Here is a 12151-nt window from a genome sequence, read left to right on the forward strand (position 1 = left end):
ATGGCGGTATGGACGCATACCTGCTCATTGGCAACGCCAACACCCGCAAGACCTCCGTCATCCGCAGCCTGACCGGCTGCTTCAACCGCAGCGTGCGCGACATCCAGCTGCAATCGGGCAAACCGGTGCGCTTCTATGCCCGCGTCGGCGCGCTGCAGAACACCCGCACGACGCTGGACGACTTTGTCCAGGAGGTGAACCGTTCGCGCTGCCAGGCGGTGCTGTTCGCCCTGTTGCCGAATGCCGTGCACACCGACCTCATGGGCTACCCCGACGCGCAGACCTATGTGGCCGGTCTGCGCGAGCGGGGCTGGCGCATCAAGGGCGTGGCCGTGCTGGGGCAGGACGGTGGCGGCGTGCGTGCGACCAACCTGCGCCAGTACATCCAGGCCGGCACCGCGCCGGTCAACGTCACGGCCCGCGAGGTGCGCGCCCAGTTCGGCTGGCTCTGATCGCCGCCACAGGGCCGCGCGGTCAGAATCGGTAGGCACCCGCCACGCGGTGCGTTTTCAACTCAAACGGAGCACACAGATGGGCTGGTTTTCCAAAAGCACCGACGGTTTTTTCCTGTCTACCACCACGCCGCCGGACATCAGGCAGAGCCAGTACCTGGGTGTGGTCAACGGCGAGGCCATCATCGGCGCCAATATCTTCCGCGACATGTTCTCGTCAGTGCGCGACGTGGTCGGCGGCCGGGCCGGGGGCTATGAGCGGGCGCTGTCGGGCGCGCGCGATGCCGCGCTGGAAGGCCTGATCGAGGCTGCGAAAGAACTGGGCGCCAACGGCGTGATCGGCATCGACTTCGACTACGAGGTCATGGGCGAGACCAACGGGATGATGATGGTCGCGGTCAGCGGGACGGCGGTGAAGCTGGGGTGATCTCCGCGGCAGGCGCGGCAGGCGGTGTCTCGGCGCGCAGCGCCTGCAGCAGCTTCATCCCGCCCCGCCCGTTGACCTCCTGCCCCAGCCGCTCCTGCTCGGCGCGGATCGCGTTGCGGCTTTTGTCGCCGAGCATGCCGTCGACCAGACCCACGTTGTGGCCTGCGAGCAGCAGCAGGACCTGCAGTTCGCGCCGTTCGGCGCGTGAGAGGCCGGGGTCGTCGGTGGGCCAGGGCGTGGTGAACGGGCCGGCGCCGCGCAGGCGGTCGCTCAGGTGGGCGATGGCCAGGCCGTAGCTTTCGGCGGCGTTGTAGCTGTAGATCGCGTCGAAGTTTTTGAACACCAGGAAGGCCGGGCCCGTGGGGCCGGCCGGCGTCATCAGGCCGGCGCTGCCCAGGCCCGTGGGCAGCGCCGAGCCATCCACCTTGCGCAGGCCGCGCGCCACCCACTCGCTGACCGGCCGCTTGCTGCGCCGGCCTTCGCCGTCGGTGCTGAAACCGGGCGGCAGCCGCACCTCGAAGCCCCAGGGCTGGCCGCTCTGCCAGCCGGCCTTGGCCAGAAAGTTGGCGGTGGAGGCCAGCGCATCGGCGGTGTTGTCCATCAGGTCGCGCTTGCCGTCGCCATCGCCATCCACGGCCAGTCGCTCGAAGGTGCTGGGCATGAACTGGGTGTGGCCGAAGGCGCCGGCCCAGGAGCCGAGCAGGCGCTCGGGCGCGATGTGGCCGGCCTGCAGGATGCGCATGGCCGAGTACAGCTCGCCCTGGAAGAAGGTCTGGCGCCGGCCGTAGCACGACAGGGTGCCCAGCGCCTGCACCAGCGGGTACTTGCCCTGGCTCTGGCCGAAGTTGCTCTCCACGCCCCAGACCGCGACCACGGTGGCCGGGTCGACGCCAAAACGCTGCTGCACCCGTTCGAGCACTGCCGCGTGCTGCTGCAACATGGTCTGGCCCTGCTGTACGCGCTCGTCGTCGACCAGGCCGCTGAGGTAGTCCCAGATCGGCATGCTGAACTCGGGCTGGTAGTTCAGCTTGTCGATCACGCTCATGTCGGGCGCAAGGTCGCGTGTGAGGAAGCGGAAGGTGGTTTCCGACACGCCCTCGCGGCGCGCGGCGTCGCGCAGGCCGTCGAGGCACCGGGTCAACTCGGGCGGTATGGCGGTGGGCTCGGTCTGTGCGAATGCGGGCAGGGCGATGGCCAGCGCAGCGGTCGCCAGAAGCGGGGAGAGGCGGTTCATGAAAACGGAAAAGGAATCAGACGGCCCAGGTGGAACCGTGTTCGGGAACGAGGGCGCGCCAGCCGAGTTCGTGCTCGATGCGCTGGCGCAGCGCGTCGGAGGCCCCCGGGTCGCCGTGCGTGACGAACACGCGGTGCGGTGCGTGCGGCGAGGCGCGCAGCCAGTCCATGAGCTGGCTGGCGTCGGCGTGGGCCGAGGCGGACTGCAGCTGCACGACCTCGGCGCGCACCGGCACGTCCTGCCCGTGGATGCGGATGGCCTTGCTGCCCCGGGACAGCGAGTCGCCGCGTGTGCCCGGTGCCTGGTAGCCGGTGAGCACCACCATGTTGCGGTGGTGGCCCAGGTAGAGCGCCAGGTGGTGCAGCACGCGGCCGCCGGTGGCCATGCCGCTGGCCGAGAGGATGACCTTGGGGCCGTGCTGCTGCGCAATGGCCTTGGACTGGTCGACCGAGGTGACCATCTTCGCCACATGCTCCATGTCGCGGCACTGCGCGGCGTTCAGGCGGTGTTCGCCCAGGTGGCGGTCGTAGAGGTCGGTGGTGTGCACGGCCATCGGGCTGTCGAGATAGATCGGCAGACTGTGCGGCAGCACGCCGTTGGCCTTGAGCAGCGCAACGGCGTGCAGGATCTCCTGTGCGCGGCCGACGGCAAACACCGGCAGCACGGCGGTGCCGCCGCGCGCGGCCACGCGCTGCAGGGCCGGGCCAAGTTCGGCCAGCACGTCTTCGTCCGGGTGCTCGCGGTCACCGTAGGTGGACTCGATCACCACCGCGTCGGCGGCGGGTGGCTTGTCGGGCGGCAGCATCAGCATGTCGTCGGGTCGGCCCAGGTCGCCCGAGAACAGGATCTTCTTGCCGCCCACCTCCAGCAGCAGGCTGGCCGCACCGAGGATGTGCCCGGCGCGGATGAAGCGGGCTGTCCAGCCGTGCAGCGGCTCGAAGGCGCGGTCCATCGGCACGGTGTGCAGCAGCTTGAGCGAATCGAGCGCGTCGGCCTCGGTGTAGAGCGGCAGGGCGGGCGCGTGTTTGCTGAAACCCTTGCGGTTGGCGAAGGCCGCGTCTTCTTCCTGGATGTGGCCGCTGTCGGGCAGCAGGATCTGCGCGAGGTCGCGCGTGGCCGTCGTGCACCAGACCTTGCCGTGGAAGCCTTCCTTGGCGAGCAGAGGCAGGTAGCCGCTGTGGTCCAGGTGCGCGTGCGTCAGCAGCACGGCGCCGATGTGGTTGGGCAGCACCGGCAGCGGGTCGCGGTTGCGCAGGCGCAGCTGCTTGTAGCCCTGGAACAGGCCACAGTCGACCAGCAGGCTCTGGCCGTTGAACTCGACGAGGTATTTGGAGCCGGTGACCGTGCCCGCGGCACCGAGGAAGCGGATGTGGACGTTCATGCGGGGCATGTTACCCCGCAGGGGGCTCAGGACAGTGTCTCGGAGAGCAGCAGCATGAAGATGAAGCCCGCCATGAGCGTCACCGAGGCCATGCCCTCGAAACCGTTGCGGTGGGTCTCGGGAATGATCTCGTGGCTGACCACGAACAGCATGGCGCCGGCCGCGACCGCCAGGCCCACCGGGTAGAAGGCCGGCAGGCTGCCGAGCACGGCCAGACCCACGATGGCGCCGAAGGGCTCGGCCAGGCCGGTGAGCGCGGCCACAGCCCACGAGCGGCCGGCGCTCTGGCCGAGGGTGCGCAAGGCCATGGCGACGATCAGGCCCTCGGGCATGTTCTGCAGCCCGATGGCCAGCGCCACCGGGGCACCCGCATTCACCGCCACGCCACCGTCCACGCCCAGGGCGCTGCCCGCATAGGCGGCGCCCACGGCCAGGCCTTCGGGCACGTTGTGGATCAGGATGGCCAGCACCATGAGCCAGGCGCGCTGGCCGGCGGTGTGTTCGTCCGTTTGCGGCATGGCGTGGCCGGCGGCCGCGGGCGGCAGTACGGCGTGTTCGTGCGGCGTGAAGCGGTCGATGGCGAGCATCAGCGCCATGCCCAGGGCCAGGCCCAGCGCGGTGAGGCCGGCGGCGCCGGCCGCGCCGGCACCCGTGGTGGCCATGAGCGCGCGGCCCGCGTCCAGCGAGGGCAGCAGCAGCGCGAAGAAGGCCGCGGCCAGCATCACGCCCGCGGCGAAGGCCATGAAGGCCGCTTCCTGCCGCTTGCCCAGGCGCTCCACCAGAAAGACGGGCAGGGCGCCCACCGCGGTGGCCATGGCCGCCAGGAAAGAGGCCTGCACGCCGGCCGTCATGCCGCTGCTGGCGCCGGTGGCGTCCCACCAGAGGCGGGTGGGGGTCCAGAAGGTGCTGCCCGCGGCCAGCCCAGCCATCAGCAGCAGGCCCGCGCCCAGGGCCAGCAGGGCGTTGCGCAGCGCATGCGGCGGCACCGGCAGTTCCAGCTGCTGCATCTGCAACCAGACGGGGCGGACTTGGCGGATCAGGGCGGTCATGGCGGTTCTCCAGCGAGGCAATCGGCAATGGCTGGTAGTTTGTCAAAAACTATCTATTGAGGCCATTTGATTGTCCGAATGAACGCGATAGACGGCTGTGGTGAGGTTGCTCAGTTGATTTGGTAATAAACAACTAAAAACGTATTCGTTCCAGTTTTGATGGCCGGCTTTCATGATCCGCTCCCTCGAATACCCCATCCGGAGCAACACCATGAACACCCGCCGCCACTTCACCACTTCGCTGATCGCAGCCGCCGCGCTGACCGCCGCCACCGGCGCCGCCTGGGCCCAGCCCGCCCCCGTGACCCTGCTCAACGTGTCGTACGACCCGACCCGCGAGCTGTACGTGGAATTCAACGCCGCTTTCGCCAAGGCCTGGAAGGCCAGGACCGGCCAGGACGTGACCATCAAGCAGAGCCACGGCGGCTCGGGCAAGCAGGCCCGTTCCATCATCGACGGGCTGGACGCCGACGTCGCCACCCTGGCCCTGGCCGGCGACACCGACGCGCTGCACACCAACGGTGGCTGGATTCCCAAGGACTGGCAGAAGCGCCTGCCACACAACAGCACGCCTTACGCCTCCACCATCATCCTGGCCGTGCGCGCGGGCAACCCCAAGGGCATCAAGGACTGGGACGACCTGGTCCGCCCCGACGTCAAGGTCATCACGCCCAACCCCAAGACCTCGGGCGGCGCCCGCTGGAACTACCTGGCGGCCTGGGAATTCGCCAAGCGCAAGTTCGGCAGCGATGCAAAGGCCAAGGAATTCGTGGCCAAGCTGTACGGCAACGTGCCGGTGCTCGACACCGGCGCCCGCGGCTCCACCATCACCTTCGCGCAGCGCAACCAGGGCGACGTGCTGATCGCCTGGGAGAACGAGGCCTACCTGCTGGAGAAGGAGTTCAACACCAGGTTCGACGTGGTCTACCCCTCGCTGTCCATCCTGGCCGAGCCGGCGGTAACCGTGGTCGACAGGAACGTGGACAAGAAGGGCACCCGCGCCGTGGCCACCGCTTACCTGGAGTACCTGTACACCGAAGAAGGCCAGGACATCATCGGCAAGCACTTCTACCGCCCGGTGGTCTCGGCCAAGGCCCAGGCCAAGTACGGCCAGCAGTTCCCCAAGCTCAACCTGTTCAGGATCGACGAGGCCTTCGGCGGCTGGGAGAAGGCGGCCAAGGAGCACTTCGCCGATGGCGCGTCGTTTGACCAGATCTACACCCGCAAATAAGGCGCCGCACAGTCTGCGGTCACACACCTCAGGGAGTTCTTCATGTCTGTTCTGCTGATCGCCGGCAGCCCCACCGAACACTCGCGCTCGGCCACGTTGCTGGACGGTGTGGAGGCGCGCCTGCACGCCGCGGTCGACGACCGGCGTCTGCGCGTCGAGCGCCTGCGCATCCGCGAGCTCTCGCCGCAGGCGCTGCTGCTGGCCGATTGGGGCCACGCCAGCGTGGTGCGCGCCATCGAGCAGGTGGCCAACGCCCGCGCGCTGGTGATCGCCACGCCGGTCTACAAGGCCGCCTACAGCGGCGTGCTCAAGGTCTTCCTGGACCTGCTGCCGCAGACCGCGCTCAAGGGCAAGGCGGTGCTGCCCATCGCCACCGGCGGCAGCCCGCACCACATGCTGGCGCTGGACTACGCGTTGCGGCCGGTGCTGCAGTCGCTCGGCGCGCGCCACATCCTGCCGGGGGTGTACGCCTCCGACGCGCAGATTCCGAAGGATGAGACGACGGGCGACTACCAGATCGGCGGTGAGATCGCCCAGCGACTGGACGACGCCACGCACACCCTGCTGCAGGAGGGGCTGCGACTGTCTGCGGTGCCCGTGTCCCGTCCCGTGCCTTTTTCACAGGCGCTCTACAGCGCCTGACCACTTTTTTTCAAAGGAGCTTCTGTCATGTCCATTCAAGCCATCAACGTCCGCAACCAGTTCCGCGGCAAGGTCAAGGAAATCATCAAGGGCGACGTCGTGTCCGAGGTCGATGTCGAGACACCCTGGGGCGTCGTGACCTCGGTCATCACCACACGCTCGGTGGTCGATCTGGGGCTGGCCGTGGGGTCCGACGTGGTCGCGCTGGTCAAGTCCACCGAGGTGTCCATCGCGAAGGTCTGAGGGTGAACTTTCAACAGCTGCGCTCGGTCCGGGAGGCCGAGCGCTGCGGCTTCAACCTCACCGAAGTCGCTGCGGTGCTGCACACCTCGCAACCCGGCGTGAGCCGGCAGGTGCGCGAGCTGGAGGAGGAACTGGGCGTCGAGCTGTTCGTGCGTTCGGGCAAGCGCCTGCTCGGTCTCACCTCGGCCGGCAGGGCCCTGCTGCCCATCATCCAGCGCGTGTTGCTGGACGCCGAGAGCCTGCGCCGCGCCGGCCAGGAACTGCAGGGCCGCGACGAGGGGCGCCTGTCGATTGCGGCCACGCACTCGCAGGCGCGTTACGCGCTGCCGCACGTGGTGCGCGACTTCCGCCAGCGCTACCCGCGCGTCACGCTGCATCTGCACCAGGGCTCGCCCCGGCAGGTGGCCGAGATGCTGCTGGCGGGCGACGCCGACATCGGCGTGGCCACCGAGGCGCTGGCCGGCTACGGGCAACTGGTGACGCTGCCCTGCTACCGCTGGAGCCACAGCATCGTGGTGCCGCCCGGGCACCCGCTGCTGTCGCTGGAACGACCGGTGACGCTGCTGGACCTGGTCGCGTTTCCCATCATCACCTACGAGGTCGGCTACACCGGCCGTTCGCACATCGACGACGCGTTTGCGGCTGCGGGCCTGCGGCCCGACGTGGTGCTGACCGCCATGGACGCGGACGTGATCAAGACCTACGTCGAGCTGGAGATGGGCGTGGGCATCGTCGCCTCCATCGCCTTCGACGAGGAGCGCGACACGCACCTGCACGCCATCGACGCGGGGCACCTGTTCCAGATCAACCTCACCCGTCTGGGGCTGCGACGCAACCACTGGCTGCCCGGCTTCGCTTACGGCTTCATCGAAACCTTCGTGCCCACGCTCACGCGCGAGGCGGTGATGGCGGCGCAGGACAGCGCCTGAGCTTCCGAAAAAAAGCGGGGCCTGCCCCCTGGCAGCACCCCGCTTCAACCCCACGCACATCGTCTGATCAGGCCGCCTTGGCCTGCGGTTCTGCGTAGCGGCTCGCCGGCCGCTCCAGCCCCAGGTTCTCGCGCAGCGTCGTGCCTTCGTAGGCGGTGCGGAACAGGCCGCGTTTCTGCAGCTCGGGCACCACCAGGTCGACGAACTCGTTCAGGCTTTGCGGCAGCACCGGCGGCATGATGTTGAAACCGTCGGCGGCGCCGTTCTCGAACCATTCCTGGATGCGGTCGGCGATCTGCACCGGCGTGCCCACCACCACCCAGTGGCCGCGCGCGCCGGCCAGGTACTCGTAGAGCTGGCGCACGGTGTAGCGCTCGCGCCGGGCGAGTTCGAGCACCACGTGGGCGCGGCTGTGGATGCCTTTGGGCGGCTCGGGGATGTAGGGCGGGCGCGCGTCCAGGTCCCATTTCGACAGGTCTTCGCCAGGCCAGAACGGCGCCAGCGTGGCCAGGCCCACCGAGGGGTGGATCAGCGCCTGCAGCTCGGCCCACTTGGCCTGGGCTTCTTCTTCCGTGCGGCCGATCACCGGCGAGATACCCGGCAGCACCAGCAGCTGGTCGGGCCGGCGGCCGTATTTGGCCAGGCGCCCCTTCACGTCCTTGTAGAAGGCCTGCGCTTCGGCCAGGCTGGTCCAGGCGGTGAAGATGGCTTCGGCCGTGGCGGCTGCCAGTTCCTTGCCGTCTTCGGACGAGCCGGCCTGCACGATCACCGGGTGCCCTTGCGGCGGGCGCTCGATGTTCAGCGGCCCTTTCACCTTGAGGTGCTTGCCGATGTGGTTGAGCGCGTGCAGCTTGTCAGGGTCGAAGTACACGCCCGAGGCCTTGTCGCGGATGAAGGCTTCGTCCTCGAAGCTGTCCCACAGGCCCTTGACCACATCGACGAACTCGTGGGCGCGCTCGTAGCGCAGGGCCGGGTCCGGGTGCGCGTCCAGGCCGAAGTTGCCGTGCACGTTCTCGGCGCTGGTGGTCACCACGTTCCAGGCCGCGCGGCCCTTGCTGATGTGGTCCAGTGAGGCGAACTTGCGCGCCAGCAGGTAGGGGTCTTCGTAGGTGGTGGACGCGGTGGCGACGAAGCCGATGTGTTTCGTCACCGCCGACAGCGCGGCCCACAGCGTGACCGGCTCGAAGTGCGAGAGCCGGCCCTGGCGGCTGAACGACTCGCGGTCGCCCTGGTGCCAGATGCCGGGGCTGTCGGCCACGAAGACCTGGTCGAACAGGCCGCGCTCGGCCGTCTGTGCCAGTTCGATGTAGTGGTCGATGTTGACGCCCGCATCGGCCTGGGCGCCGGGGTGGCGCCAGGCCGCGATGTGGTGGCCGGTGGCCATGATGAAGGCGCCGAGGCGGAGCTTTCGTAGCGGTTGCAGTTGCGCTTGGGTCATGTTGGTTTCCTCCTTGTTGTGCGATCAGAAGGTCTGGTCGGTCGTGATCGTGATGCGGTGCAGCTTGCGGTGCTGCGGGAAGAAGTCGCCCACCGCGTAGTGCTGGGTCGAGCGGTTGTCCCACACCGCCAGGGTGCCTTGCGCCCAGCGCAGCCGGGCCTGGAATTCGGGCACGCGGGCGAGTTCGAACAGCTGCGTCAGCAGGGCGTCGCTGTCCGAGCGCGACAGGCCCTTGATGTGGCTGGTGAAGGTGCTGTTGACGTACAGGATCTTCTTGCCGGTGACCGGGTGCACGCGCACCACCGGGTGCTCCACCGGCGGGTACTTGGCGCGCGCGGCCTTCAGCTCGTCGCCGCTGGCGTCCTTGCGCAGCAGGTACTCGGTCCAGCCGCTGATTTCCCAGGTGTGCACCGCGGTGAGTGTTTCCAGGTAGGCCTGGAAGGCCGGCGGCAGGCTGTCGTAGGCCGCGGTCAGGCTGGCCCACAGCGTGTCGCCGCCGGTGGCGGGAATCACCTGCGCGTACAGGCTGGTGCCCAGGGGCGGCTGTTCGCGCCAGGTGATGTCGGCGTGCCAGTTGCTGGCGGCCTTCGGCTTCTCGGACGTGCTCTCGACGATCTCGATCTCGGGGTGCGCTTCGAGCCTCGGGAAGAAGGCCTTGACCTCGGCCACGCCGCCGAAGCTGCGCGTGAAGGCCACGTGCTGTTCGGGCGTGAGGTCCTGGTCGCGGAAGAAGATGACTTCGTGGCGCGCGAGTGCGTCGCGCAGTTCGGCCTGGGTGGCTTCGTCCAGCGGCTGGCGCAGGTCCAGGCCGTGGATCACGGCGCCGATGTTCGGGGTGTAGGGCTCGACCTTGAAGCGCGAGTAGGTGCCGGGCAGGTCGTTGAGCTGGGACATGGGGAACTCCTTGACTGGATGGTTGCTGTGGAGGGCACGAAGGGCGCCGTCCTTTTTCCAGTCTGGGTGCGCGCGCACGCCCCGTGAACGAAGCGTTTTGCATATGCAAACGCGGCCAACAGGGGGTTCTCATGCACTGCGCGGCATGAGCTCATGACCACAACAGCGCTGCGTTTGGATATCCGTTTTCATTCGTTCCCCGAGCAAGGCGCCGTCCGTAGATTCCGTCCGGTCCACAGCCATCGATTCAACCGGAGGAACCATGAATCCACGTCAACGACTGGGCCTGCTCGCGCTGGCCTTCACCCTGTCCACCACCGGCCTCGCGCAGGCCCAGACCGCCCCCGAACCGCTGAAAGTCATCCGCATCGGCGTGGCCACCGGCGGCGTGGGCAGCAACCCGATCCGCCACGGCGGCACCACCACCGCGCTGGCCTACACCGACGGCGCGTTTGAAGACGAGTTCCGCAAGGACGGCGTCGAGATCAAGTGGGTGTTCTTCAAGGGCGCCGGCCCGGCCGTCAACGAGGCCCTGGTCAACAAACAACTGGACTTCGCCTGGCAGGGCGACCTGCCGGCCATCGTGGCGCGTGCCAACGGCGTCAAGACCAGGCTGATCGCCGGCAGCGGCGTGCGCACCGGGCTCTACCTGGCGGCGCAGCCCGATTCGGGCATCACCCGGCTCGAAGACCTCAAGGGCAAGCGCGTGGCGCTGTTCAAGGGCACCAACCTGCACCTGGCCGCGTCCGCCGCGCTGGCGGCGCACGGCCTGAAGGAAAGCGACCTCAAGCTCATCAACCTGGACCTGGCCGGTGGTCGCACCGCGCTGGTCAACAAGGATGTGGACGCGTTCTTCGACTACGTCGGCGCCTTCGACCTGCGCGACAAGGGGCAGGCGAAGATCGTCTGGTCGGCCGCGGCCGACAACTACAAGTTCACGCGCCAGACCCACCTGCTGGTGACCGAGGACTTCGCGGCGAAACACCCGCAGGCCGTGCAGCGCGTGGTGACCACCCTGGTGAAGGTGGCGCACCGCTATTCGAACGAGGCCAACCGCGCCGAGCTGTTCGAGCGCTGGGGCAAGACCGAGTACCCGGAAAAGATCTGGCGCGAGGACTTCATCGGCCAGCCGCTGCGCGTGCGCCTCTCGCCACTGCTCGACCCCTTCCTGGTGTCGCGCTACAAGGAAGCGGCGAAGGACGCGCACGCGCTCAAGCTGACCCGCTCGGTGCCCGAGATCGACAGCTGGTTCGACCGCCGTTACCTGAACGTGGCGCTCAAGGAACTCAAGCTGGAAACCTACTGGCCGGTCTACGGACCCGACGGCCAACTGGCGAATTGACGGCACGACCCGAGTGGAGAGCATCACCATGTCTTCATCCCTTGGTGCGACCGCGTCGCTGCCGTCGCCGGCCTCCGTGACGTCTGCTCAGGGCGTCACGGCACGGCCCTGGCGTCCGCCGCTGCAATGGCTCTGGGCCTGGCCGTTCCCGCTGGCGGTGCTGCTGCTGTGGCACCTGTCGTCCGTCTGGGGCTGGGCGCCCGAGCAGGTGCTGCCGCCGCCGGCCCAGGTGTTCCGGACCTTTGCCGACATGGTGGCCAGCGGCGAGATATGGGCCAACCTGCAGATCAGCCTGGTGCGCGTTTTCACCGGCTTTGGCATCGGCCTGCTCGGTGGCCTGGTGCTGGGTTCGGTCATGGGTCTCTTGCCCACCGCGCGCGACTACCTGTACCCGCTGTTCAAAGCCTTCGCCCAGGTGCCGGTCATCGGCTGGCTGCCGTTGCTGATGCTGCTGGTCGGCATCGACGAGGCGCTCAAGTTCCTGCTCATTGCCAAGGCCACCCTGGTGCCGGTCACGCTCAACACCTGCCAGGGCATCCAGGGCGTGCCCAACCGCTTCATCGAGGTGGCCAAGGTGTATGGCTTCACACGCAGGCAGATGTTGACCCGCGTGGTGTTCCCGGCCGCCACGGCGCCGATCTGGAACGGGGTGCGCTACGGCCTGACCCACGCCTGGCTGGCGCTGGTGGTGGTGGAGCTGCTGGCCTCGTCCGAAGGCATCGGCTTTCTCATCGTCTACGGACGCCAGCTGTTCCAGCTGGACGTGGTGCTGGCCTCGGTGCTGGCGGTGGGCATCGTGGGCCTGGCCATCGACAAGCTGCTGTCGCTGGCCGAGGCCTGGCTGCTGCGCTGGCGCAAGCCCGGTTTGTGAACCAGGAGACCCACATGT

The 12151-nt window shown here is 68.2% G+C and carries 13 protein-coding genes; 8 read left to right on the forward strand and 5 right to left on the reverse strand.

Translation table 11 applies throughout. The annotated features are described in order from the left end of the window. Nucleotides 1-8: 8 nt before the first annotated feature. Nucleotides 9-452: a hypothetical protein gene (locus HPF_RS07655; protein ID WP_066150160.1), complete on the forward strand. Its 444-nt coding sequence runs from the start codon at nucleotides 9-11 to the stop codon at nucleotides 450-452. A gap of 79 nt (nucleotides 453-531) precedes the next feature. Then, nucleotides 532-879: a heavy metal-binding domain-containing protein gene (locus tag HPF_RS07660; RefSeq protein WP_079366915.1), complete on the forward strand. Its 348-nt coding sequence runs from the start codon at nucleotides 532-534 to the stop codon at nucleotides 877-879. Here HPF_RS07660 and HPF_RS07665 read toward each other — a convergent pair. From HPF_RS07665 to HPF_RS07675, 3 genes are read right to left on the reverse strand one after another with little or no spacing between them, the layout of a single operon-like run. Next, complete coding sequence (locus tag HPF_RS07665) at nucleotides 851-2113, reverse strand: lytic murein transglycosylase (RefSeq protein WP_133156224.1); 1263 nt, start codon at nucleotides 2111-2113, stop codon at nucleotides 851-853. The genes HPF_RS07660 and HPF_RS07665 overlap by 29 nt on opposite strands. 16 nt (nucleotides 2114-2129) lie before the next feature. Continuing rightward, complete coding sequence (locus HPF_RS07670; RefSeq protein WP_127806685.1) at nucleotides 2130-3494, reverse strand: MBL fold metallo-hydrolase RNA specificity domain-containing protein; 1365 nt, start codon at nucleotides 3492-3494, stop codon at nucleotides 2130-2132. A 26-nt stretch (nucleotides 3495-3520) separates the two neighbouring features. After that, nucleotides 3521-4543 (reverse strand): ZIP family metal transporter, encoded by a 1023-nt coding sequence (locus HPF_RS07675; RefSeq protein ID WP_133156225.1) that lies wholly within the window; start codon nucleotides 4541-4543, stop codon nucleotides 3521-3523. 211 nt (nucleotides 4544-4754) lie between these two features. Between HPF_RS07675 and HPF_RS07680 the strand changes: the two genes are divergently transcribed. From HPF_RS07680 to HPF_RS07695, 4 genes are read left to right on the forward strand one after another with little or no spacing between them, the layout of a single operon-like run. After that, nucleotides 4755-5774, forward strand: a complete 1020-nt coding sequence (locus HPF_RS07680) for a sulfate ABC transporter substrate-binding protein (RefSeq protein WP_133156226.1) — start codon at nucleotides 4755-4757, stop codon at nucleotides 5772-5774. A 42-nt stretch (nucleotides 5775-5816) separates the two neighbouring features. Then, nucleotides 5817-6416, forward strand: a complete 600-nt coding sequence (gene ssuE, locus HPF_RS07685) for an NADPH-dependent FMN reductase (protein WP_133156227.1) — start codon at nucleotides 5817-5819, stop codon at nucleotides 6414-6416. Nucleotides 6417-6443: 27 nt separating this feature from the next. After that, nucleotides 6444-6659, forward strand: a complete 216-nt coding sequence (locus HPF_RS07690) for a TOBE domain-containing protein (protein ID WP_066150175.1) — start codon at nucleotides 6444-6446, stop codon at nucleotides 6657-6659. Nucleotides 6660-6661: 2 nt separating this feature from the next. Next, nucleotides 6662-7588 (forward strand): CysB family HTH-type transcriptional regulator, encoded by a 927-nt coding sequence (locus tag HPF_RS07695; protein WP_127806682.1) that lies wholly within the window; start codon nucleotides 6662-6664, stop codon nucleotides 7586-7588. 67 nt (nucleotides 7589-7655) lie between these two features. On the opposite strand, the gene HPF_RS07700 is transcribed toward HPF_RS07695, so the two are convergent. Both HPF_RS07700 and HPF_RS07705 read right to left on the reverse strand, forming a co-directional pair. Then, on the reverse strand, nucleotides 7656-9026 hold the full coding sequence (locus HPF_RS07700; protein WP_243721702.1) for an LLM class flavin-dependent oxidoreductase: 1371 nt from the start codon (nucleotides 9024-9026) through the stop codon (nucleotides 7656-7658). Between the two features lie 24 nt (nucleotides 9027-9050). Continuing rightward, a complete protein-coding gene (locus HPF_RS07705; protein ID WP_133156228.1) occupies nucleotides 9051-9920 on the reverse strand; it encodes a TauD/TfdA dioxygenase family protein in 870 nt (289 codons plus the stop codon). Nucleotides 9921-10182: 262 nt separating this feature from the next. Here HPF_RS07705 and HPF_RS07710 point away from each other — a divergent pair, with 262 nt between their 5' ends. Further along, a complete protein-coding gene (locus HPF_RS07710) occupies nucleotides 10183-11262 on the forward strand; it encodes an ABC transporter substrate-binding protein (protein ID WP_133156229.1) in 1080 nt (359 codons plus the stop codon). A gap of 28 nt (nucleotides 11263-11290) precedes the next feature. After that, nucleotides 11291-12133, forward strand: coding sequence for an ABC transporter permease (locus tag HPF_RS07715; RefSeq protein ID WP_133156230.1), 843 nt, complete (start codon nucleotides 11291-11293; stop codon nucleotides 12131-12133). Nucleotides 12134-12151 lie beyond the last annotated feature (18 nt).

This window comes from Hydrogenophaga pseudoflava (assembly GCF_004353865.1).
Lineage (GTDB): Bacteria > Pseudomonadota > Gammaproteobacteria > Burkholderiales > Burkholderiaceae_C > Hydrogenophaga > Hydrogenophaga pseudoflava.

Coding starts and splice junctions, on each gene's coding strand:
- HPF_RS07675 (WP_133156225.1), bottom strand. CDS start 4,543: ATGACCGCCCTGATCCGCCAAGTCCGCCCCGTCTGGTTGCAGATGCAG.
- HPF_RS07715 (WP_133156230.1), top strand. CDS start 11,291: ATGTCTTCATCCCTTGGTGCGACCGCGTCGCTGCCGTCGCCGGCCTCC.
- HPF_RS07700 (WP_243721702.1), bottom strand. CDS start 9,026: ATGACCCAAGCGCAACTGCAACCGCTACGAAAGCTCCGCCTCGGCGCC.
- HPF_RS07660 (WP_079366915.1), top strand. CDS start 532: ATGGGCTGGTTTTCCAAAAGCACCGACGGTTTTTTCCTGTCTACCACC.
- HPF_RS07665 (WP_133156224.1), bottom strand. CDS start 2,113: ATGAACCGCCTCTCCCCGCTTCTGGCGACCGCTGCGCTGGCCATCGCC.
- HPF_RS07710 (WP_133156229.1), top strand. CDS start 10,183: ATGAATCCACGTCAACGACTGGGCCTGCTCGCGCTGGCCTTCACCCTG.
- HPF_RS07680 (WP_133156226.1), top strand. CDS start 4,755: ATGAACACCCGCCGCCACTTCACCACTTCGCTGATCGCAGCCGCCGCG.
- HPF_RS07690 (WP_066150175.1), top strand. CDS start 6,444: ATGTCCATTCAAGCCATCAACGTCCGCAACCAGTTCCGCGGCAAGGTC.
- HPF_RS07670 (WP_127806685.1), bottom strand. CDS start 3,494: ATGAACGTCCACATCCGCTTCCTCGGTGCCGCGGGCACGGTCACCGGC.
- ssuE (WP_133156227.1), top strand. CDS start 5,817: ATGTCTGTTCTGCTGATCGCCGGCAGCCCCACCGAACACTCGCGCTCG.
- HPF_RS07705 (WP_133156228.1), bottom strand. CDS start 9,920: ATGTCCCAGCTCAACGACCTGCCCGGCACCTACTCGCGCTTCAAGGTC.
- HPF_RS07655 (WP_066150160.1), top strand. CDS start 9: ATGGACGCATACCTGCTCATTGGCAACGCCAACACCCGCAAGACCTCC.